Genomic DNA, 21,692 nt, shown 5'->3' with positions numbered 1-21,692 from the left:
GAATACTCCGCGGCCGCCGAAGATCACGGTGATTCCAAGAGAAAGCCGCTGCGCCGGGACCGAATTCCCGTAGTGCCCGGCGCCCGGAATCCGCGCGATGGACCGTGGTGGAGGGCGCGGCGCCACGTGACCCGTTCCCGCCCCCGTGGACCGAACGCGATCTAGCGGAACACCACCGTCTTGCCGCCGTTGAGCAGTACACGCCGCTGGGCGTGCCAGTTGACGGCTCGGGCCAGCGCCAACGACTCCAGGTCGCGGCCGATGGCGGTCATCTGCTCCGGCGTGTGGGTGTGGTCGACCCGCGAGACCTCCTGCTCGATGATCGGGCCCTCGTCCAGATCGGCCGTCACGTAGTGCGCGGTCGCGCCGATCAGTTTCACACCGCGGGCCTGCGCCTGGTGGTAGGGGCGGGCGCCCTTGAAGCTCGGCAGGAAGGAGTGGTGGATGTTGATGATCTTCCCCGGCAGCTTCGCGCACAGGTCCTCGGAGAGCACCTGCATGTAGCGGGCCAGCACCACGAGATCGACGTTGTAGGAGTCGACCAGCTCCAGCAGCCGCGCCTCCTGCTCGGCCTTGGTCTCGCGGCGCACCGGCAGGTGGTGGAAGTCCAGGTCATAGGAGCGCGCCAGGAACTCCAGGTCGGGGTGGTTGGAGACCACCGCGGCGATGTCGATGTCGAGCAGCCCGCTGCGCTGCCGGTAGAGCAGGTCGTTCAGGCAGTGCCCGAACTTCGACACCATCACCAGCATGCGGGGGCGCACCGAGCACCGCCACAGTTCCCACTCCATGTCGAAGTCCCCGGCCAGCGCCGCGACGGCCCCGCGCAGCACCTCTTCGGTCACGACGTCGTCCCCGTTTCCGCTCCCGGCCATGGGCTCGGCGAGGAACTGCACGCGCAGGAAGAACCGTCCGGTGTAGTGGTCGCCGTACTGCTGGCTTTCGGTGATGTTGCAACCGTGCCCGTTGAGGAGGTTCGCCACCCCGGCGACGATTCCCCGGCTGTCGGGACAGGACAGCGTCAGTACGTATTCGCGATCACTCATGGGTCGCAACTCTCCCGGGCTACTTCGTTCTGCTGGCAGGGGACGATCTTCCAGGTTATCCGCCCACCGAGCCGCACGTTCGAGAACGCGGCGACCCGCACGTCACAGCCGTCGCGCGATACATGAATATCTCTCATAATTTGTGGCATGCCTCACCGCATGAGAAGCGCCCGCGACATCTACGACACCGCGACCGCCCACCTGGAGCCGCCCTTCGCCGCCGTCGACCTCACCGCGTTCCGCGCGAACGCCGCCGACCTCGCCGCACGTGCCAGCAGCACGCCCATCCGCCTGGCCAGCAAGTCCGTCCGCTGCCGCCACCTGATGCGGGAAGCCCTCGCCCTCCCCGGATACGCCGGAATCATGGCCTTCACGCTCCCCGAAGCGATCTGGCTGGCCACCACCGGCGCCGGCGACGCTAGGGAGGGCACCCACGACGTCGATACCCCGCTGACCGACGACATCCTCGTCGCCTACCCCACCGTCGACACCCACGCCATCGCCCAGCTGGCCGCCGACCCGCGCGCAGCGCGCTCCATCACCCTCATGGTCGACGACGTCGCCCACCTCGACCTCATCACCGCGGCGGCGCCCGACCCCGCCCACCCCATCAAGGTCTGCATCGACGTCGACACCAGCTGGCAGCCCCTCGGTCCGCGCCTGCGCATCGGCGCCCACCGCTCCCCCATCCGCACCCCCGCCCAGACCGCCGCGCTCGCCCGCGCCATCACCCAGCGCCCCACCCTGCGCCTCGACGGCATCATGGCCTACGAGGCCCAGATCGCCGGGGTCGCCGACACCCCGCCCGGCAACCCCCTCTACGGGCGCGCCGTGCGCTGGATCAAGCACCAGTCCCGGATCGAACTCGCCCGCAGGCGCGCCGCCATCGTCCGCGCCGTCCGCGAGGTCGCCGACATCCGCTTCGTCAACGGGGGAGGCACCGGCAGCGCCCATCTGACCAGCCGCGAACGCGCCGTCACCGAGATCGGCGCCGGATCCGGGCTCTTCCAGCCGGCCCTCTTCGACCACTTCAGCGGGTTCACCGGCCGCCCCGCCGCCCTCTTCGCCCTCCCGATCGTGCGCCGCCCCGGCCGCGGCTACGCGACCGCCCTCGGCGGGGGCTACGTCGCCTCCGGCCCCGCCGGCGCGGCAGCGCTCCCCCAGCCCTACCTCCCGGGTGGGCTCGGCTACAGCCCCACCGAGGGTCCGGGGGAAGCCCAGACGCCGCTGCGTGGCGCCGCCGCCGACCGGCTCGCCATCGGCGACCGCGTCTGGATGCGCCACGCGAAGGCCGGCGAGCTGTGCGAACGCTTCGCCGAACTGCACCTCATCGAGACCGGCGCCGCTGACGGGGGCGGCGCCGGGGCCGACCCCGTCCCACGGGTCGTCGCGACCGTCCCCACCTACCGGGCGAGGGACGCACCTTCCTGTGACCGCGGCCCGCGGCTGCGGCCGCGGACCGACTCCGGTCAAACGGCGGCGGGGGCGCAGGCCCCGTGGCCCGCGCCCCCGCCGCGATCGCCGACACCGGTCCGGGATCTTCCCCCGGGTCCGGCCTCGGCCCTGTCTCTGTTCGTCTTCCGCTCGCCGCTACCGCTTGCGCTTGCGCCGCCACATCGCGATCACGCCGACCGTGGCCACCACGCCGACACCGACCCCGAGCAGCACCACCTCAGGGGGCAGCTGGCCACGCGTGGTGTAGGTCGACACCACCTCGTCGTCGCCCTTGAGCCGGATACTGCCCTTGGGCGGCTCCTCCACGTGGCTCTCTACCCGGACCGCGCCACCCCCGGCCACCAGCGCCCGTGCTTTCTCGGCCAGGTACGTGCCGGTCCGGCACACCTGGCCCCAGCTCCGGCGCGCCACGTTCCGCGGGTTCGCCCGGTCCGAGATCTCATCGATCGCCCACGCCAACCGCTGCTGCGTGCGCTCGATCTCCGCCTGCACACTGGCAGGGTCCCGGCGCGCCCCCGCGGGGTCGCGATCCTCCATACAGCCGCTTCCTTCCGCTACCGCAGGGTCGTCTGAGTCGATTCCGCGGGCGCAGCTGCCACTGTCCCATCGACCACGTCATCAGACGAGCGCGTGAAACCCAACGCGCCTTCGATTCCGTCCACGACCCGGAAGAAGTCCCGCGTGGACAACCACAGTTTATAGACGATCGCGATCTCGAAAGCGAGTAGCAAAACGCCCATGACGACGGTAATCCACCCGATCGCCGCACTCGACACCACCCCGACGAGTGGGGCGATCACGAACACCGCCATCTGGAACTCGATGCCGCTGACCAGGTGCGTCCGGATCCTACGCGCCCGCAGGTGATCCCAGGTCCGCTGGTACCACGGGAACCGGCTGCGGAACTCCTGATGCAGGTCGACCTTGGGCAGCGACACATCCGGCTGCTTGCCGCTGGCGCGGGCGCAGCGCGCCTCGTTCTCCGTCTGCGTGCGCAGGATCTGCTCCAGCACCGAGATCCCGTGCCGCAGCACCGCCTGCTCACCCTGGTCGCTCATGGGACGGTCCGGGTGCGCCGCCTCGTCCTCCGGCTCCAGCATGGACAGCGTCGCCCGCGCGCGCTCCAGCGCCCCGGCGATGTGCGACCGCATCTCGCGGCGCGCCTTGTAGACCTGCAGTGCGTTGAGGTAGCGCAGCATGTCCAGGAAGACCACGGCCAGCGCCAGCCAGACGAACACCACGTGCCCGGTCAGCACGTACTGGCCGCCCATCAGCGCGATCGCGCAGATCAGCACCCGGAACCGGTCGAAGACGTAGTCCATCCACGAGCCGAACAGCGACTCCCGGTCGGTCAGCCGCGCCAGCTTGCCGTCCGTGCAGTCGAGCAGGAAGCACAGGTAGTAGAGGACCGCTCCGACGACGAGGTACTTCCACGTGCCGATCGCGAAGCACGCCGCGGCCCCCAGCCCCAGGAAGAGGGCTGCCACGGTGACCTGGTTCGGGGTGATCGCCGTGCGGTTGGCTGTCGCCCGCACCAGGCGGATCGCCAGCGGATCGACCAGCCCCACGGTCCACCACGAGTCACGCTCCCGGCACGTGCGTTCCCGGACGTCGTCCAGAGTGAAATCAGCCATCGTTGCCTGAACTCCCAAACGCGAAGCGGACGTGCTCCGGACCTGCGGCATCGACTGCAGCGCCGGAGAACAAGGGGGATGTAGCGCATGAGTCTAGGTACAGGACGCCGCCCTGGCGGGGGTACGCCGGATACACGAGTTCGGACAACAATAGGCCATCGCCGACCAGGATCAACCCATTGCGGATCAACCGAGTGCGGATCGCAACCGAAGCGCGTCCGTGGCACCCTCACATGGGACGAATCCGGAACGCACCCCGCCACCCCGCCCGGGCGCGCCGCTCCCACCGCGCTTCCCCGCGCCCGCGGCCTCGCCTGCCCTCCCCCCGCCCGCCGGACGGCGCGCCGATGACCACGCCCGTGAATAGGCTGATCACGACAGCAGCCACCGTGACAAGGAGAACTGTGAGCGACTCAACCGTCCGCCTGCAGCCTGGCGACGACGCCCCCGACTTCACCCTCAGCGACGCTGACGGCAACCCCGTCACCCTCAGCGAGCTGCTGAAGTCCACCGGCAAGCGTGTCGTGCTGTACTTCTACCCCGCGGCCATGACGCCCGGCTGCACCACCCAGGCCTGCGACTTCCGCGACAACCTCCGCGACTTCGACGCCGCCGGGCTCACCGTCCTCGGTATCTCCCCCGACACCACGGACAAACTCGCCAAGTTCCGCGACAAGGAGGGCCTGACCTTCCCCCTCCTCGGCGACCCCGACAAGGACGTCCTGCGCGCCTACGGCGCGTTCGGCGAGAAGAAGAACTACGGCAAGGTCGTCCAGGGCGTCATCCGCTCCACCCTGGTCATCGACCCCGACGGCAAGGTCGAGAAGGCGTTCTACAACGTGAAGGCCACCGGCCACGTCGACCGCATCAAGCGCGAACTCGGGGTGTAGGCAGCGGACGAGCCGCTTGGCGGAGTGCCGCCGGTGAGCGTTGGAGCGTTCCTCGGCGGCACACGCCACAACTTGCGATTCGTTGCTCCAAGCTGCCATTCTCAGACGACTGATTCCGCCCGTGGTACATCGCGACCATGGGCGAGCTAGTCACCCCGTGGGGCCGTAGCCCAACAGGTAGAGGCACACGGTTTAGGTCCGTGCCAGCGCGGGTTCGAATCCCGCCGGCCCTACACGGTCGAAAGGCGCGGGACATCGTGTCCCGCGCCTTTCGCATGTGGTCGGATGGTCGGACGCTACCTCGACACCAGCATCCACACCACGAAGGCGACCAGGACGGCGACGCCCAGGATGACGGCCGCGGCCACCGGCAGGAGGGTGCTGTTGCGGTGCTTGCCCGAGCTGGTCAGGCCCAGCGTGTCGGTGGACTCGCGGATCGAGGTGAGCATGTGGCTCACCGACTCGGGCCGGTGGCGCTGCAGGCGCTCCTGCAGGTGGGACATGCTCTCCGACATCGACTCGTGCAGGGTGTTGCGCAGCGCCTGTGCGCCCTGGCGGAAGTGTTCGCGGGCCGATTCGTTCTGGTCGTTCTCGGACTGGGCCGGGATGACCGGCTGCGCACCGGTCTCGGCCGTGTTCTTGGCGGTCTCCGGGCTGGTCTCCGGTGCCCACGGGGCCAGGGCCGCGATGCGCAGCATCTTGGTGGCATTGTCGTGGGTGAGCCGGTCGGTGGGCTTGACGTGCAGCAGCCCGGCCAGTACCGGGGCCAGCGGGCCGGCGTTGGTCGCCGCGGGCGGCTCCTCCAGCTCCACGCCCTTCAGGATGCGGATGTAGCCCTTGCGGTCGTAGGGCGGGTGCCCCTCGACCGCCGCGTAGAGCGTGGCGCCCAGCGACCACAGGTCCGACTCCGGTCCCACGGGCCCCGCCTTGGCGCGTTCCGGCGGGATGTAGGAGGGCGAGCCGATGATCCGACCGGAGCTGCTCAGCGCGGACTCACCCGTCCACGCCGCCAGGCCGAAGTCGGTGAGCACGACGCGCCCGCTGTCGCTGATCATCACGTTGTCGGGCTTGACGTCGCGGTGCACGATGCCCTCGTCGTGCGCGATCTTCAACGCCTCGATCAGCTGCAGGCCGATCTCGGCCACGCGCTGGTAGGGCAGTGGACCGGCGAGTTTGATGACGCCGTCGAGCGTCCGGGCGTTGATGAACTCCATGACGATCCACGGGCGATCGTCCTCGTCCACGACATCGAGCACGGTGACGACGCCCGGGTGGGTCAGCCGTGCGGCCACCCGGGCCTCGCGCGTCGTGCGCTGCAGCAGTGATTCGCGTTCCGCGGTGCTCAGGTCCGTGGGCAGCCGCAGCTCCTTGACCGCGACCTCGCGGTCGAGGACCAGGTCGGTGGCGCGCCAGACGGTTCCGACACCGCCGCGGGCGACCTCTTCCAGGAGCTGGTACCGCCCCTTGAGGACCCGCTCCTGCGGACGGGCCTCAAGCGTGCTCGGGCGTGCGGGCTCCAGCGGCTGGTCCTGCCGCTCTGCTTCGGGCTTCTCGATGGAGGACACGGCTAGTCGCGAGTCTGATCACGGGCCACGTCGGCCTCCTGCGGGCTCTTCCGGTCGCGGTCGCGTCGGTTACTGGTCGGATCACTCGTTATATCAGCTGTGAGCGGCATCCGAGCTGGTAGTTGCAAGATCACACTCACATGGGTTCGGTATCGTTATCTCGCACAAAAACCCCTTATGCGAACACTTACCGCTCTTTTACTTGATCTTGCCCATAGCGGATATCTGACCGCAGCTGAGCCCGTCGGCTCCGCTCAGGTCCACAGCGTCTCGGGGTCGCGCACCTCGACCGGCCCGACACCGGTCTCGCGCAGCGGCTTCTCCAGCTGTCCGGCGTCGCCCACCACGACGGCGACGAGCTGGTCCGGGTGCAGGTAGTCGACAGCGGCCTGGCGCAGGTCCTCGGCGGTGACCCGCTCGAACCCGGCGCGCAGCCGGTCGACGTGGTCCTCGGGCAGGTCGTGCACCACCATCTCCACCATGGCGTAGGCGAGGCTGCGCGCGGTGGAGTAGGTCACCGGAAGCCCGACGGTGTTGGACTCCCGCACGGCCGACAGCTCGCCCTCGGTGACCCCGCCCGTCCGCAGCTTGTCGATCTCCTCCAGTGACGCCGTGATCGAGTGGGCGGTGGTGGGCGCCTCGACCTGGGTGCTGATGCAGAACACCCCGCTGTCGCGGCGCAGGTCGAACCGGCACCCGACGCCGTAGGTGTAGCCCAGCTCCTCGCGCAGCTTCATGTTCAGCCGGGAGGTGAACATGCCGCCCAGGACGTCGCTCATGCCCTCGGCCCGGGGCAGGTCGATCGCGGAGCGCGACGGCGCGTGGTGCGCCATGAAGATCGCCGACTGCACCGAGTCGGGACGGTTCAGCAGGAGGATCCGCGGGAACTCGCCGGCGGCCCGCTCCGGCGCGGTCACCGGCTCCGGTGCCGTCGGGGTGGCGTCGCCGAACACCGTGCGGCCGAGCGCCTCCAGGTCGACGTCGGACAGGTCCCCGACGACCACGAGAGTCCCGGCGACACCGGCGATGGAGGAGGCGTGAAACTCCGCGACGATCTCAGGTGTGACGTCGGCGAGGCGCACCGGACCGCCGTTGAGCGGGGTGGCGTACCGGCCGGTGAACAGCTGCCCGCCGACAGCGCGGCTGGCCAGGGTCGAGGGCTGGGAGACGTCCAGCCAGAACCGCTCCAGCAGCTGCTCGCGGCGGCGCAGGACATCGTCGGCGCGCAGCGCCGGGGTGCGCACGGCCTCGGCGAACAGCGCGGTGGCGTCGGTGATCCGGTTGACCGGGGCGTCCACGCCGGTGACGAAGGCGTCCCAGCTCACGCGCGATACCCATTCTGCGCCGTGGCGCTCCAGGGCCGGGGCCAGGGAGCTGTTGCCGTGGATGCCGTCTTCGAGCACCTCACCGGTGAGGGTGGCCACGCCCATGCGGTCGAGGGGTTCGGCGGCGCCGCCCGCCGGCTGGATGAGGCGGATCGCGGCGAAGGACTGGCCGGGCACGTCGATGGCGATCACGCTTCCCCCGCCGACCTGGAGTCGCTGCGGCTTGGGGAAGGTGTAGGGCTGGGCGGCGCCGGGCTCGGGACGGGTCTGCAGCATGAGAGGAAACGACTCTTTTCTTCGGCTTGAGCACGCTGGCCGGGACGGACGTGGACGACTGCGGTTCGATCAGGGCGACCGGGGGGCGGGTCAGGCGCTGGCGGACTCGCCCGCGGCTTCCGTGGCTTCCGGGGTCTCCTCCGGGTCGAAGCGCACGGTGAGCCGGTTCTCCTGGCCGAGGAGGCGCTTGGCCGCGGCGACGACCTCGTCGGCGCTGATCTCGGCCCAGCGCTGCGGCCATGTGTAGGCGAGCTCGGGCTCGTCGAAGAGCATCGTGCAGCTGCCGATGGTGTCGGCGAGGCCGCTGGGGTGGGCCACGGACTGGAGGTGGTCGCGCTCCAGGACGGCGCGGGCGCGCTCCAGCTCCTCCTCGGTGATGCCCTCTTCGGTCATCAGGACGACCTCTTCGAGGATCGCCTCCTCCAGCGTGTCTCCGCTGACACCCTCACGGGCGATCATGTTCACCAGCATCAGGCTGGGTGTGTAGCGGAACGGGAGGAGGTCGGCGGAACCGCCGCCGTCGTCGACGGCCAGGCCGCGCTCGACGACGAGCCGCCGGTAGAGGCGGCTGCCCTGGCCCTGGCCGAGGACGGCCGAGGCGAGGAGCATGACGTCGAAGTCGCGATCGCCGTAGGCGGGGACACGGAAGCCGAGGAACACCGCGGGGGCCGGGACGGTCTCGACGACCCGGTCGCGGACGGGGCCGCCGATGGGGCCCTCGAGGGCGGCGTCGGGCGCCTCGGCCACGGTCTCGCGGGCGGGGATGCCGCCGAAGTAGCGCTTGACGCGCTCGTGGACGTCCTCGGGGTCGAGGCTGCTCACGACGGTCAGGACGAGGTTGTCCGGGCCGTAGTGGCGCTTGTGGAAGGAGAGGACGTAGTCGAGGTCGGCGGCGTCGAGGTCCGCCATGGACCCGATGGTCGCGTGGTGGTAGGGGTGGCCCTCGGGGTAGCCCAGGCGCAGGATGCGCTCCAGGGCGGTGCCGTAGGGGACGTTGTCGTAGCGCTGGCGGCGCTCGTTCTTGACGACGTCGCGCTGGTTGTCCAGGACCTCCTGGGTCATGCCGTCGCGCAGCGTGGCCAGACGGTCGGCCTCCAGCCACAGGACCAGGTCGAGCGCGTGCTCGGGCACGGTCTCGAAGTAGTTGGTGCGGTCGGTGGAGGTGGAGGCGTTGATGTCGCCGCCGAGCCGCTCCACGGCGTCGAAGTGCTCGCTCTTCTTGACGTTGCCGCTGCCCTGGAACATGAGGTGTTCGAAGAGGTGGGCGAAGCCGGTCCGGCCGGGGACCTCGTGCCGGGATCCGACGCCGTACCAGAGGTTGACCGCGGCCAGCTGGCCGGTCGCCGCCGGGGCGGTCACCAGGCGCAGCCCGTTGTCCAGTGTGAAGCGACCGATCTGTCCCGCCGCACCGTTGGTCGTCACCAGTTCATGCACCCCTTGCCCGCGCCGATCGTGCTGTTCGTCTGCTCACCGAGCCTATGTCCTCAGCGTGCCTCGTGCGCACGCATACACGGGAGAAAAGTGGTGCGGGGCCGGGCTTGTACGCCGCGGATCGGCCCCGCACGCGGGGGTCGAGGGACGCGTGCGCCGGGTGATCAGCGCACGCGCCGCAGTACGCGCAGTGATCCCACGGCGCGCTCTTCGGTGAAGTCGCCGGAGTCCAGCGCACGCCGGTAGATGTTGTAGGGGGGACGCCCGCCGTCGGCGGGGGCGGGGAAGACGTCGTGGATGACGAGGGCGCCGCCGACGGTGACGTGCGGGCTCCACCCGGCGTAGTCGGCCTGGGCCGCCTCCTCGGTGTGGCCGCCGTCGATGAAGACCATGCCCAGCGGCGTGTTCCACAGCCGGGCGACGTCGGTGGAGCGCCCGACGATGGCGATGACGCGGTCCTCCAGGTCGGCGGCGGCGATCGTGCGGCGGAAGTCGCGCAGCGTGTCGAGCCGGCCGGTGGCCGGGTCGACCATCTCCGGGTCGTGGTACTCCCAGCCCACCTGGTGCTCCTCGGAGCCGTGGTGGTGGTCGACGGTGATGACGGTGCCGTCGGCCCGGCGGGCGGCCGCGCCGAGGAACACGGTGGACTTGCCGCAGTAGGTGCCGATCTCCAGGACGGGTCCCAGCGGCGCGTAGGCCAGCGCGGTCTCGTACAGGGCCGTGCCCTCGTCGGAGGGCATGAAGCCCTTCGCCTGCTCGGCCACGCGCAGCAGGTCGGCGGGCATCGTCGTGGTCACGGTGGCCTTCTTTCGGTGGTCGGCGTGCTCAGCGGGCGGCCGTGCCCGGTCAAAGCCGGGTGCGGTCCCGCCGAGCACGTTATCCCCGGCACGACCATGCCACGACGGCCCCCTTCCGTTGATCTCGGAAATAGTGGGGTCAAGAACGCCGGTGAGACCCCGATTTCCCCGAGATCAACGGAAGAGCGAGGGGTTAGCCGACGAAGGCGCGGGTGAGGCGGTCGACGGCCTCGTCGAGGACCTCGTCGCGCTTGCAGAAGGCGAAGCGGACGAGGTGCCGCCCGGCGTCCTGGTCGTCGTAGAGGACCTGGGCGGGGACCGCGGCCACCCCGGCGGTGCGGGGCAGGGCGCGGGCCAGGGCGATGCCGTCGTCGTACCCGAGGGGGCGGATGTCGGCCATGACGAAGTAGGTGCCCTGGGTGCGCTGGACGTCGAACCCGGCGCGCCGCAGTCCGTCGGCGAGACGGTCGCGCTTGTTCTGGAGCGCGTCGCGCTGGGCGCGCACCCAGTCGGCTTCTCCGGTGAGCGCGTCGGCGATGGCGAGCTGGAGGGCGCCGTTGGCGGTGAACGTGAGGAACTGGTTGACGGTGCGCACCGCCCGGACGAGCGCGGCGGGGCCCATGACCCAGCCGGTCTTCCAGGCGGTGACGGAGAACGTCTTGCCCACGGAGGAGACCGACAGGGTGCGCTCGCGCATCCCGGGCAGGGAGGCGGGCGGGACGTGCTCGGCGCCGTCGTAGGTGAGGTGCTCGTAGACCTCGTCGGTGAGCACGATGACGTCGTGTTCGGCGCACACGTCGGCGATGACGCCCAGCTCCTCGCGGGTGAACACGGTGCCCGTGGGGTTGTGCGGGGTGTTCACGATGATCATGCGGGTGCGGGGGCCGATGGCGGCGCGCAGTTCGTCGGGGTCGAAGGTGAACCGGCCGTCGGGCCCGGGGCGCAGGGTGACGGGGCGGCGTATGCCACCGGCCATGGCGATGACGGCGGCGTACGAGTCGTACATCGGCTCGAAGAGCACGACCTCGTCGCCGGGTTCCACCAGGCCGAGGACGCCCGCCGCGATACCGGCGGTGGCGCCGACGGTGATGTAGACCTCGGTCTCGGGGTCGTAGTCGAGGCCGAGGCGGCGGGCGCGGTCGGCGGCGACGGCGCGCCGGAGTTCGGGGCGGCCGAGGCCGGGCGGGTACTGGTTGACGCCGTCCTGGATGTGGTGGGCGGCGGCGTCGATCAGGGATCGTGGGCCGTCGGTGTCGGGAAAGCCCTGGCCGAGGTTGACGGAGTCGGTCTCGACAGCCAGGCGGGTCATTTCGGCGAAGATCGTTTCGCCGAACGGTCGCATGCGTTCCACAAGAGGTTCGTCCACGCACAGGAGCATAGGACCGCGCGTGGCCGACGTCACTGTGACGCTGGGCGCGCGTCGTCGGCGTTCCCCGTTCCGGCCGGCGGTCGGTCTGGCTGGTTCCGCTGGGCCTGCTGGCTCTGTTGGGCCAGTTCAGGCCGTTGCGGCCGGGTCAGTCCATGAGGCTGCGCGCCTGCGCGGTGCGGCGTGCGCGCACCTCGCGGAGCACCTCGTTGAGGCGCGCCATCTCCTCGTCGGAGAAGCTCTCGACGAAGCGCAGCATGGTCGTTCCCGGGTCCCCGCAGCCGCTGAAGATCTCGGACATGACGCGCGCGGTGTGCTCCTCGCGGGTCTCCCGCGGCCAGTAGAGCCAGGCACGGCCGGCCTTCTCCCGATGCAGCAGCCCTTTGTGGTAGAGGATGTTGGTCACCGTCATGACGGTCGTATAGGCGACGTCGCGGTCGTAGATCATCGCCTCGCGGACCTCTCGGACCACGAGTGGGCCGTCGGCCCGCCAGAGCGCGTCCATGATCGCGGCTTCGAGCTCCCCGAAACCCTTCACCCGCCCCACCTCCGTTCCGACATGCTAAAAGCGGGAGCCGGGCGCCGGGGCAAAACCGGACCTAGGGAGCGGATCTGCAGCCGCGATAACGGAATAGTGGCTGATTTGTCTAGACCGAGCGGGCAAACGCTGCCGATTCCACCATCATCGGCCGCCGTTTCGGTGGCGTACTCCCGATCCCCGGGCCGCTCCGGCGGCGCGTTCGGCCACGCGGCGCCTCGGGCTCAGGCCAGCCTCTTGAGGTACTCCCCCGCCTGCTCCGCGACGTTGCGCGGGATCACGTAGGGGCGTTCGGCGTTGACGTCGGGCCAGCAGTCGCGCAGCGCCTCGGGGCTGTTGTCGGGTGGCGTGGCCCCGGGTCCCTCGGCGACGAACACGCGGGCGACCCGTCCGCCCCCGACCGAGTAGATCTCCCCGGTGGTCTCGCAGTCCTCGTGCACGAGCCACAGGACGAGAGGGGTGACGCGCTCGGGGGCCAGGGCCTCGCGGGCCGCGGGAGGGAAGCGGTCTTCGGTCAGCCGGGTGTAGGCGACGGGGGCGATGGCGTTGGCGGTGATGTCGTATCCGGCGCCCTCGATGGCCAGCGTCTTGGTCAGCCCGATGACGCCCATCTTTGCGGCGGCGTAGTTGCTCTGCCCGAAGTTGCCGTAGAGGCCGGCGGGTGAGGTGGTGGTGATGATGCGACCGTAGCCGTTCTCCCGCATGGGCCCGAAGGCGGCGCGGGAGACGAGGAAGGTGCCGCGCAGGTGGACGCCGATCACGGTGTCCCACTCGGCCACGGTGATGTTCCGAAACGCGCGGTCGCGCAGCAGCCCGGCGTTGTTCACGACGATGTCGGTCCGCCCGTACGCCTCGACAGCGGTGTCCACCAGGGCCTCCGCGCCCTCCTCGGTGGAGATGTCGCCGTCGTCCTCGACCGCCTGTCCGCCGTTGTCGCGGATCTCCCCCGCGACCCGGGCGGCGGCCTCGCCGTCGGCGTCGTTGACGACGAGTCGGGCACCGCGCGCGGCCAGGCCGAGGGCGTGCGACCGGCCGAGCCCGCGCCCGGCTCCGGTGACGACGGCGACACGCCCGTCGAGCCGCAGTTCCGTCATGTTCGCTGTTCCTTCCGAGCTGTGGGCTACTCCCGGGCTCCGCCCGTCCGAGCGGGGGCGCGGGTGCTCGATCGTGCCGCTATGCGTTATTCCCCGCCGGGACGGGCTTGTGCGGCTGTTCCGGCGGCGGTCAGAATACGGGCTGCGGGCCGGGGATACGGGTTCTGGGCGCGATACCGGTGTTTCCTCGGGGTCACCGACCTGCGCGCCCCACCACATCACCCCGGACGAGGAGTTGGGATGCCGGACATGCCAGTGTCAGGAAACACCGCTGATGAGGGAGCGGGGCAGGACCCCGCGGCCCAGCTCGCCCGACCGGCGGCACACCGGGAAGCGGGGCGGGGAACCGCCGCGCCCAGATCCGGATGACCGGCGCCGAGGTCGCGGACTTCCTCGCCGCCCACCGCAAGGTGCAGGTGGCGACCGTGGGGCGGCACGGCGAACCGCACCTGTCGACCCTCTTCTACGCGATGGTGGACGGCCGCCTGGCCTTCTGGACGTACGCCGCGGCGCAGAAGACCGTGAACCTGCGCCGCGACGCGCGGATGACCTGCCTGGTCGAGGACGGGGAGGACTACGCGGAGCTGCGCGGGGTGGCCCTGTACGGTACCGCCGAGGTGACCGGTGACCCCGAGTCGGTGCTGCGGGTGGGCGCCGGCGTCACCGCCGCCATGACGGGTGTCGGCCAGGAGGACCTGCGGGTGCCGGAGGCCCAAGAGCAGCTGGCCAAGGCCGGTCGCAAGCGCGTGGCCGTGTTTCTGGACGTCGACCGGGTCGTGAGCTGGGATCACCGCAAGCTCTGATGACACTCTGCGGACGCCTGAAGTCACCGTGCGCGGCCGAGCCCGCGTCCGCGCCCGGCGAGCTTGGGGGGCCGATCATCGTCAACGCCCAGGTCCGCCGACCGCGGACGCGGCCGTCCTGCCCGGCCGCGCACATTCCTTGAGACGTCGAGCCCGACAGTCCGGTTCCCTGCCAATCGGAGAAGATCGCCGCGGTTGGACACGGCCGGAAGTGGGCATGGTGACGTGAAATCGGCGCGGCGGATGCCCTCGCCCTGCGCCGGGACACACCCGCACGCACGCTCTTGACCAGGAAAAACGTCACATCTGGGCCACGGGAGAGTTACGCGTTGCCCACGGCCATGTGAACGATTGTTAGGTATATCCCAGTCCTCACGCGGCCAGGGGGCTACATCTTCATGCCCGGACAAGTAGCCTGTAAGTCGAGATTGCTGGCCGGGCGTGTGTCCAGGTGGCCACGTGGATGCCGCCGCACGTTGAGCCCGCCTGCGTAGCAGCCATCTCTTCATATACACATTCACAAGCGAGCTGCGGAAGAGGGCGATCTCCGCCGTGTCGTCTGAGGCGTCTCAACCCCTGACAGATTTCGGCCCTAATGAGTGGCTGGTCGAGGAGCTCTACCAGAAGTACCTCCACGACCCGAACTCGGTTGACAAGGCTTGGTGGAACTTCTTCGCCGATTACAAGGCGGGCACCACCAAGGCCGACGGCGCGACCGGCGCTAAGCCGGGCGCCGCAGCCACGTCCGCCACCCCGACCTCCGGTGCCGCCGCGAAGCCGGCCCCCGCACCCAAGAAGTCGGCAGCATCGACCCCGACCGGTGAGGCCGGTCCCGCGGACGACGCTCTGAAGGTCCAGGAAGAGCGGCTGCGCGGCGCACCTGCCCGCACCGCCACCAACATGGAGTCCAGCCTCACCCTGCCGACGGCCACCAGCGTGCGCGCCGTGCCGGTGAAGCTGCTCTTCGACAACCGCATCGTCATCAACAACCACCTGCGACGCGCCCGGGGCGGGAAGGTCTCCTTCACCCACCTCATCGGCTACGCCATGGTGAAGGCGTTGAAGTCGATGCCGGAGATGAACCACTCCTACGTCGAGGTCGACGGCAAGCCGGGCGTCGCGAAGCCCGAGCACGTCAACTTCGGCCTCGCCATCGACCTGCAGAAGCCCGATGGCTCGCGCCAGCTCGTGGTGCCCAGCATCAAGCGCGCCGACGAGATGGACTTCAAGGAGTTCTGGAGCGGCTACGAGGACCTGGTCCGCAAGGCCCGCAACAACAAGCTGGGCGTGCCGGACTTCCAGGGCACCACGATCAGCCTGACCAACCCCGGCGGCATCGGCACCGTCCACTCCGTGCCGCGCCTCATGCCGGGCCAGGGCGTCATCCTCGGCGTCGGCTCCATGGAGTACCCGGCCGAGTTCCAGGGCATGTCCGTGGAGACCCTGAACGACCTGGCCGTCAGCAAGGTCATGACGCTGACGTCCACCTACGACCACCGCATCATCCAGGGCGCCCAGTCGGGCGAGTTCCTGCGCCGCATCCACCAGCTGCTGCTGGGCGAGGACGGCTTCTACGACGAGATCTTCAAGTCGCTGCGCCTGCCCTACGAGCCGGTGCGCTGGGTCCAGGACATCTCGGTCGACCCGAGCAACCAGCTCGACAAGGCCAGCCGGGTCCAGGAGCTCATCCACGCCTACCGGGTCCGCGGCCACCTCATGGCCGACACCGACCCGCTGGAGTACAAGCAGCGCCGCCACCCCGACCTCGACGTCCTGCAGCACGGCCTGACGCTGTGGGACCTGGAGCGCACGTTCCCGACCGGGGGCTTCGGCGGCAAGCAGGTCATGAAGCTGCGCGACGTGCTCGGTGTGCTGCGCGACACCTACTGCCGCACGGTCGGCATCGAGTACATGCACATCCAGAGCCCGGAGGAGCGGGAGTGGATCCAGTCGCACGTCGAGCGTGAGCACGAGAAGCTCGGCCGCGACGAGCAGCTGCACATCCTGCGCCGGCTCAACAGCGCCGAGGCCTTCGAGACCTTCCTGCAGACGAAGTACGTCGGCCAGAAGCGGTTCTCGCTCGAGGGCGGCGAGTCGCTGATCCCGCTGCTCGACGGCGTCATCTCGCGAGCCGCCAAGGCCGAGCTGGACGAGGTCGTCATCGGTATGGCGCACCGCGGCCGCCTCAACGTCCTCGCCAACATCTGCGGCAAGTCCTACGCCCAGATCTTCGGCGAGTTCGAGGGCAACATGGACCCGCGCAGCGCCCACGGATCCGGGGACGTCAAGTACCACCTGGGCACCGAGGGCACGTTCGAGTCGCCCGACGGCGAGAAGATCGCGATCTCGCTGGCGGCCAACCCCAGCCACCTGGAGGCGGTCGACCCGATCGCCGAGGGCATCGTCCGCGCCAAGCAGGACATTCTCGACAAGGGCCCGCACGGCTTCACCGTGCTGCCGCTGCTGATCCATGGCGACGCGGCCTTCGCGGGCCAGGGTGTCGTGGCCGAGACCCTCAACCTGTCGCAGCTGCGCGGCTACCGCACCGGTGGCACCGTGCACGTCATCGTGAACAACCAGGTCGGGTTCACCACCTCCCCGACCGACAGCCGCTCCAGCGTGTACGCGACCGACGTCGCGCGGATGGTGCAGGCGCCGATCCTGCACGTCAACGGGGACGACCCCGAGGCGGTCGTGCGGGTGGCGCACCTGGCCTTCGCCTACCGGCAGGCGTTCAACAAGGACGTCGTCATCGACCTCGTCTGCTACCGCCGCCGCGGCCACAACGAGTCGGACAACCCGCACTTCACGCAGCCGCTGATGTACAACATCATCGACGCCAAGCGGTCCACCCGGAAGCTGTACACCGAGGCCCTGATCGGCCGCGGCGACATCTCCGTGGAGGACGCCGAGGCGGCACTGCGCGACTACCAGCACGAGCTGGAACGCGCGTTCGCCGAGACGCGTGAGGCGGACAAGAAGCCGGTCGAGCCGGGGTCGGTCATCAAGCCCGAGATGTTCGACGAGGGCCGGATCGACCACACCGCCGTCACCACCGCGACCACCGACGAGGCCGTCAAGCAGATCATCGAGACGCAGGTGAGCCTGCCCGAGGGCTTCACCCCGCACCCGCGGCTGCAGCCGCAGCTGGCGCGCCGTGCGCAGATGGCCGAGGACGACGCTCTCGACTGGGCCACCGGCGAGATGCTGGCGTTCGGCTCTCTGCTGCTGGAGGAGCACCCCGTCCGGCTGGTCGGCCAAGACAGCCGCCGCGGGACGTTCGGCCAGCGGCATGCCGCCCTGGTCGACCGCAGCACCGGTGACGTGCACACGCCGCTCAAGCGGTTCGACAAGGGCACGTCCAAGTTCTACGTGCACGACTCCCTGCTGAGCGAGTACGCGGCGCTGGGCTTCGAGTACGGCTACTCGGTCGTGCGCCCCGACGCCCTGGTGGCGTGGGAGGCCCAGTTCGGCGACTTCGTCAACGGCGCGCAGAGCGTCATCGACGAGTACATCAGCGCCAGCGAGCAGAAGTGGGGGCAGCGCTCCAGCGTCGTCCTGATGCTGCCGCACGGCTACGAGGGCCAGGGCCCGGACCACTCCTCGGCGCGCATCGAGCGCTTCCTGCAGCTGTGCGCCCAGGAGAACATGACCGTGGCCATGCCCACGACCCCGGCGAACTACTTCCACCTGCTGCGCTGGCAGGTCAAGTCGCCCTACCGCCGTCCGATGGTGGTGTTCACGCCGAAGTCGATGCTGCGGAACAAGGTCGCGACGTCGGCGGTGGCGGACTTCACCGGGGAGACCTCCTTCCAGCCGATCATCCCCGACACCACCGACATCAAGCCGAAGGATGTCCGGCGCGTGGTGCTGTGCTCCGGCAAGGTGTACTACGACCTGGACGCGGCCCGGAAGCGCACCGGCGACACGCACACCGCCCTGATCCGGGTGGAGCGCCTGTACCCGCTGCCGATCGAGGAGATCCGGCAGCAGCTGTCCGCCTTCCCGAACGCGGGCGAGGTCCTGTGGGTGCAGGAAGAACCGGCGAACATGGGCCCGTGGCCGTTTGTGGCACTGGTCTTCTCCGAGCAGCTGGACCGCCCCTTCACGCGGGTGTCGCGACCGGCCGGCTCCTCCCCGGCCGCCGGCTCCGGCAAGCGGCACGAGGTCGAGCAGCAGGCGCTCATCAACACGGTGTTCCCGCCGGCGGACTAGAGGCGGGCAGCGAGGATGTACTACACCGATCGCGGAATCGAGGAGCTGGAGAAGCGCCGCGGCGAGGAGGAGGTCTCCTTGGCGTGGGTCGCCGACCAGCTGCGCACGTTCACCGACCTCAACCCGGAGTTCGAGACCGCCGTCGACCGGCTGGCCACATGGCTGGCCCGGCTGGACGACGAAGACGAGTGAGCACGGGTGACGTCGGTGACTCGGTGAGTCAGTGATCCGACGATGGATCACGGGGCCTCGGCCGATTGCGGCCGGGGCCCTTCGCGTGTCCGGGGAACGCTATTGCCGCAGACTCCCGCTCCCGTCGGCTGATGTTCCTGGTCAGTGGCTGGTCTGCCCACCCCTGAGCACACACCCCCACTTTGAGATGATGTCCGGGCTCTCCCCGACACGCCCCTGATTTCTCGCGACATATCTTGAATACGGACGAGACGCGACATATCGTGATCCCCATCAGCTCTTCGAGTCGAAAGGTTTCGCGATGGCTCGATGGACCATCGACCAGCCGATGACACGGGTCCTGGACGGGATCGTGGCCCTGCGCATCCGCATCATCGGCGGGCACGTCAATATCCTGCCGACCGACGACCCGGCCACCTTCGAGGTGTCCGACATCGTCGGCGAGCCCGTCCTCGCCACCCAGGACGCGGGCATCCTCACCATCACCTACGAAGACCTCACCGGCTCGGGCCTGCTCGACCGCCTGCGCCCGGTCCAGCTCTCCAGCTACAAGGACGTCGGCCGCCGGTCGGCCACCATCGGCCTTCGCGTGCCCCGCGACTGCCCGGTGGAGGTCACCACCCTGTCCGCACCGATCGTGGCCGCCGGTCTGACCGGCAAGACCCAGCTGCGCACCGCATCGGGCGACGTGACGCTCGACGGCCTGGGCGGCGAGGTCGAGGTCAACACCGTCTCCGGCAAACTGGCCGCCCGCGACCTGGAGGGCAGCCTGCACTTCAACAGCGTGAGCGGGCAGGTCGCCGTGGCCGGGGGACGTCTCGCCGACTTCTCCGGCAAGACCGCCTCCGGACAGTTCCTCGGCGACATCGACCTCGCCCCCTCGGCCCGGGTCCGCCTGGCGTCGATCTCCGGCGGGGTCACCCTGCGCCTCCCGGCCGAGACCTCGGCCGGCGTCGAGCTGCGGACGGCCACCGGCAACCTGGACTCGGCCTTCAGCCTGGACCGGCGCGATCTACGCGGTCGAAGAAGCATGTCCGGCAAGATCGGTATTGGGGTGGACCCCGCCACCATCACCACCACGACCGTCTCGGGAGCGGTCTCGCTCCTGCGCCGCGAGCCCGACGCTCCCGCCGAAATCCCCAGGGGGAACGCATGAGCACCATCTTCGGCCACGGTCGGCTCCGCCTGTACCTGCTGAAGCTCCTGGACGAGAGCCCCCGCCACGGCTACGAGATCATCAGCCTGCTGCGCGACCGATTCCTCGGCGTGTACTCGCCCTCCCCCGGCACGATCTACCCGCGCCTGGCCCGCCTGGAGGAGGAAGGGCTGGTCACCCACGAGGAGGTCAACGGGCGCAAGGTCTACCGCCTGACCGACAAGGGGCGCGAAGAACTGCGCAGCCGCAGCACCGACCTCGACGACCTGGAACGCGAACTCACCGAATCGGTTCGCGACGTCGCCCGAGCGGTGAAGGAGGACGTGCGCGACACGATCAGCTCGCTCCGCGAAGAACTCAAGTTCGCGGCCGGTGGCGGCCGACGCTCCGCCCGCACAGAGAGGGAAGAGCGGGACGAGCGCGAGGAGGAGGAACGCGCGTCCGCGACCACCAGCTCGGACGACACCAAGGAGTCCGAGGACCGCGACGACCGCACCGGCCGCGACGGCAACTGGTGGGAACGCGACTGGCAGAAGTTCGCCGAGAACATCGGCTCCTGGGGCAGCGGCTGGGGCAAGCAGGGCCGCCAGGGCGAACCCCTCGAATTCGAGCAGGCCCTGCACGACTTCAGCGACCGCGTCCGCGACGTCGTCCGCGAAGCCGGCCACGTCGGGGAGTCGGCGGCCCAAGACCTGCGCCGCATCCTCGACGACACCATCGAAGTAATCCGCCGCGACGTCTCCTCCTGGGGCCCTCCGGGCTCCCGCTGCGAGCACGAGAAGGAAGAGGAGGCCAGGGACACCACCTCAGCAACGGACACCACCACGTCCGAGCCGGAGGAGACTCCCAAGGCTTCCTCCGACGCCCAAGGCGACGGTTCCAAGCAGTCCTCCAGCCCACCCAGCGGCGACCCCTGGAGCACCGCTGTGGCGGAGGAAGAACCGCCCCAGAACACTAACGGGGACAAGCCCAAGGGCTGACCCACATCCCCAGTAAGCGGAGAGGCGCCATCCTCGAGTGGCGCCTCTCGGCATTTGTGCGTCAAGGACCCTTCCCCGCGCGCGCGGGGCGCATGAGGTCCTGCGGGGCGGCGTCGCCCACCTCCACGGTCCATCCCCGCGGGCGCGGGGCGCATCTGAGCAGGTCCGGCACATGGAGCTGGAGAGGCGGTCCATCCCCGCGGGCGCGGGGCGCATGCTCTATGACCTGGCACTCTAACCGGTCGGTAGGCCAGTTTTTGCAACTTGTCGAGAATCGGACACAACGCGCATTGGGACACGTAGGATCCACTCACTCGACATAAGACTCCAAAGCCTCGCGCATCTGGCTGTGCGACGGCCTGCTGAGTTCATCTTCCTGCCTTGGGGCGTCGCTCGGCAGGTTGACGAACAACTGGCAGACTTCGGCACCCTCTGTCATGGGCTTGAGGCGGAACTGGTCGCCGATGATCTCTTCCTCTCCTACGACCTTGCCTGTCCGTGCCCCGTAGATAGTGACGGTGTGGATTCCCAGGTAGAGCTGGCGGATGTGGGTGGCTCTGGAGCTGAACTCTGACTCCGCGTACTCACACGTATCCACGTGGTCGCCTTTGCCTTTAGGCGTGGTGCAGGCGACGAGCTGAACCGTTTCCGGGTCGGTCGGGCGCCAGGTGGATTCCTCGCTGTCGTCCGCTTCCACCCCGTAGTCGACGCGGATCGGGTGGGGACCTTCATCGGTGTATGGGGCGGCCTGTTCGAAGGCTCTTGGGCTGTCGCACATGGCGCTGTAGTCGCGGGCCTCGAACGGTTCGCGGATGAAGACCGCCCACACCAGAAAGCCGAGCCCGACAAGGACGAGCAGGGCCGCCGCCGGGGCGACGGCCACCATGAATCGACGGAGCACGGGGGATCTCCTTGCAGGTGGGGGGTGGGGT

Annotated in this window: 17 protein-coding genes, 1 tRNA gene and 1 pseudogene; 8 read left to right on the top strand and 11 right to left on the bottom strand. The window is 69.6% G+C overall.

Annotated features, from left to right (window positions below):
* Positions 1-161: 161 nt before the first annotated feature.
* Positions 162-1,043 (bottom strand): formyltetrahydrofolate deformylase, encoded by an 882-nt coding sequence (gene purU, locus CDO52_RS08330; RefSeq protein WP_017617338.1) that lies wholly within the window; start codon positions 1,041-1,043, stop codon positions 162-164.
* Between the two features lie 159 nt (positions 1,044-1,202).
* On the opposite strand from purU, the pseudogene CDO52_RS08325 reads away from it, so the two are divergent.
* Positions 1,203-2,476, top strand: a pseudogene (locus CDO52_RS08325) (alanine racemase).
* A gap of 157 nt (positions 2,477-2,633) precedes the next feature.
* Here the strand turns inward: CDO52_RS08325 and CDO52_RS08320 are convergent.
* Complete coding sequence (locus CDO52_RS08320; protein WP_017617336.1) at positions 2,634-3,035, bottom strand: DUF3618 domain-containing protein; 402 nt, start codon at positions 3,033-3,035, stop codon at positions 2,634-2,636.
* 17 nt (positions 3,036-3,052) lie between these two features.
* The gene (locus CDO52_RS08315; protein WP_017617335.1) at positions 3,053-4,132 is read right to left on the bottom strand and encodes a CDP-alcohol phosphatidyltransferase family protein; all 1,080 of its coding nucleotides are present in this window, start codon (positions 4,130-4,132) and stop codon (positions 3,053-3,055) included.
* A 404-nt stretch (positions 4,133-4,536) separates the two neighbouring features.
* Here CDO52_RS08315 and bcp point away from each other — a divergent pair, with 404 nt between their 5' ends.
* Positions 4,537-5,022, top strand: coding sequence for a thioredoxin-dependent thiol peroxidase (gene bcp / locus CDO52_RS08310; protein ID WP_017617334.1), 486 nt, complete (start codon positions 4,537-4,539; stop codon positions 5,020-5,022).
* Between the two features lie 159 nt (positions 5,023-5,181).
* Positions 5,182-5,255 (top strand) — tRNA-Leu (locus CDO52_RS08305).
* Positions 5,256-5,318: 63 nt separating this feature from the next.
* On the opposite strand, the gene CDO52_RS08300 is transcribed toward CDO52_RS08305, so the two are convergent.
* The 7 genes from CDO52_RS08300 to CDO52_RS08270 all read right to left on the bottom strand — a co-directional run bounded on the left by CDO52_RS08300 (position 5,319) and on the right by CDO52_RS08270 (position 13,414).
* The gene (locus CDO52_RS08300; protein ID WP_232524415.1) at positions 5,319-6,587 is read right to left on the bottom strand and encodes a serine/threonine-protein kinase; all 1,269 of its coding nucleotides are present in this window, start codon (positions 6,585-6,587) and stop codon (positions 5,319-5,321) included.
* A 254-nt stretch (positions 6,588-6,841) separates the two neighbouring features.
* Positions 6,842-8,188, bottom strand: a complete 1,347-nt coding sequence (locus tag CDO52_RS08295; RefSeq protein WP_017617333.1) for a M16 family metallopeptidase — start codon at positions 8,186-8,188, stop codon at positions 6,842-6,844.
* Positions 8,189-8,278: 90 nt separating this feature from the next.
* Positions 8,279-9,610: a M16 family metallopeptidase gene (locus CDO52_RS08290; RefSeq protein WP_094932811.1), complete on the bottom strand. Its 1,332-nt coding sequence runs from the start codon at positions 9,608-9,610 to the stop codon at positions 8,279-8,281.
* Positions 9,611-9,783: 173 nt separating this feature from the next.
* Entirely contained in the window at positions 9,784-10,416 is a 633-nt protein-coding gene (locus CDO52_RS08285) for a class I SAM-dependent methyltransferase (RefSeq protein WP_026125525.1), read from the bottom strand.
* 193 nt (positions 10,417-10,609) lie between these two features.
* On the bottom strand, positions 10,610-11,782 hold the full coding sequence (locus CDO52_RS08280; RefSeq protein ID WP_269769179.1) for a pyridoxal phosphate-dependent aminotransferase: 1,173 nt from the start codon (positions 11,780-11,782) through the stop codon (positions 10,610-10,612).
* 148 nt (positions 11,783-11,930) lie between these two features.
* Positions 11,931-12,320 carry a BlaI/MecI/CopY family transcriptional regulator gene (locus CDO52_RS08275; protein ID WP_017617329.1) on the bottom strand — a complete coding sequence of 130 codons (390 nt, stop codon included), beginning with the start codon at positions 12,318-12,320 and terminating at the stop codon, positions 11,931-11,933.
* Positions 12,321-12,544: 224 nt separating this feature from the next.
* Positions 12,545-13,414 (bottom strand): SDR family NAD(P)-dependent oxidoreductase, encoded by an 870-nt coding sequence (locus CDO52_RS08270; RefSeq protein WP_017617328.1) that lies wholly within the window; start codon positions 13,412-13,414, stop codon positions 12,545-12,547.
* 365 nt (positions 13,415-13,779) lie between these two features.
* Here CDO52_RS08270 and CDO52_RS08265 point away from each other — a divergent pair, with 365 nt between their 5' ends.
* The 5 genes from CDO52_RS08265 (at position 13,780) to CDO52_RS08245 (ending at position 20,760) form a co-directional block, all read left to right on the top strand.
* Complete coding sequence (locus CDO52_RS08265) at positions 13,780-14,217, top strand: pyridoxamine 5'-phosphate oxidase family protein (RefSeq protein ID WP_033299376.1); 438 nt, start codon at positions 13,780-13,782, stop codon at positions 14,215-14,217.
* 552 nt (positions 14,218-14,769) lie between these two features.
* Positions 14,770-18,432, top strand: a complete 3,663-nt coding sequence (locus CDO52_RS08260) for a multifunctional oxoglutarate decarboxylase/oxoglutarate dehydrogenase thiamine pyrophosphate-binding subunit/dihydrolipoyllysine-residue succinyltransferase subunit (RefSeq protein ID WP_017617326.1) — start codon at positions 14,770-14,772, stop codon at positions 18,430-18,432.
* A gap of 15 nt (positions 18,433-18,447) precedes the next feature.
* Complete coding sequence (locus CDO52_RS28095) at positions 18,448-18,624, top strand: DUF6104 family protein (RefSeq protein ID WP_017617325.1); 177 nt, start codon at positions 18,448-18,450, stop codon at positions 18,622-18,624.
* A gap of 301 nt (positions 18,625-18,925) precedes the next feature.
* Positions 18,926-19,780 carry a DUF4097 family beta strand repeat-containing protein gene (locus tag CDO52_RS08250; protein ID WP_094932293.1) on the top strand — a complete coding sequence of 285 codons (855 nt, stop codon included), beginning with the start codon at positions 18,926-18,928 and terminating at the stop codon, positions 19,778-19,780.
* Complete coding sequence (locus CDO52_RS08245) at positions 19,777-20,760, top strand: PadR family transcriptional regulator (protein ID WP_017617323.1); 984 nt, start codon at positions 19,777-19,779, stop codon at positions 20,758-20,760. The genes CDO52_RS08250 and CDO52_RS08245 overlap by 4 nt, the downstream gene beginning before the upstream one ends.
* A 310-nt stretch (positions 20,761-21,070) precedes the next feature.
* On the opposite strand, the gene CDO52_RS08240 is transcribed toward CDO52_RS08245, so the two are convergent.
* Entirely contained in the window at positions 21,071-21,661 is a 591-nt protein-coding gene (locus CDO52_RS08240; RefSeq protein ID WP_017617321.1) for a hypothetical protein, read from the bottom strand.
* Positions 21,662-21,692: the final 31 nt, after the last annotated feature.

This window comes from Nocardiopsis gilva YIM 90087 (assembly GCF_002263495.1).
In the GTDB taxonomy this organism is placed as follows: domain Bacteria; phylum Actinomycetota; class Actinomycetes; order Streptosporangiales; family Streptosporangiaceae; genus Nocardiopsis_C; species Nocardiopsis_C gilva.
The sequence above is the reverse complement of the archived record's forward strand: the minus strand, read 5'-3'. Positions and strand labels throughout refer to the sequence as shown.

Excerpts from the sequence above, each read along its gene's own strand:
- CDO52_RS08295 (WP_017617333.1), bottom strand. The coding sequence starts at position 8,188 with ATGCTGCAGACCCGTCCCGAGCCCGGCGCCGCCCAGCCCTACACCTTC.
- CDO52_RS08265 (WP_033299376.1), top strand. The coding sequence starts at position 13,780 with ATGACCGGCGCCGAGGTCGCGGACTTCCTCGCCGCCCACCGCAAGGTG.
- CDO52_RS08245 (WP_017617323.1), top strand. The coding sequence starts at position 19,777 with ATGAGCACCATCTTCGGCCACGGTCGGCTCCGCCTGTACCTGCTGAAG.
- CDO52_RS08315 (WP_017617335.1), bottom strand. The coding sequence starts at position 4,132 with ATGGCTGATTTCACTCTGGACGACGTCCGGGAACGCACGTGCCGGGAG.
- CDO52_RS28095 (WP_017617325.1), top strand. The coding sequence starts at position 18,448 with ATGTACTACACCGATCGCGGAATCGAGGAGCTGGAGAAGCGCCGCGGC.
- CDO52_RS08270 (WP_017617328.1), bottom strand. The coding sequence starts at position 13,414 with ATGACGGAACTGCGGCTCGACGGGCGTGTCGCCGTCGTCACCGGAGCC.
- CDO52_RS08320 (WP_017617336.1), bottom strand. The coding sequence starts at position 3,035 with ATGGAGGATCGCGACCCCGCGGGGGCGCGCCGGGACCCTGCCAGTGTG.
- purU (WP_017617338.1), bottom strand. The coding sequence starts at position 1,043 with ATGAGTGATCGCGAATACGTACTGACGCTGTCCTGTCCCGACAGCCGG.
- CDO52_RS08250 (WP_094932293.1), top strand. The coding sequence starts at position 18,926 with ATGGCTCGATGGACCATCGACCAGCCGATGACACGGGTCCTGGACGGG.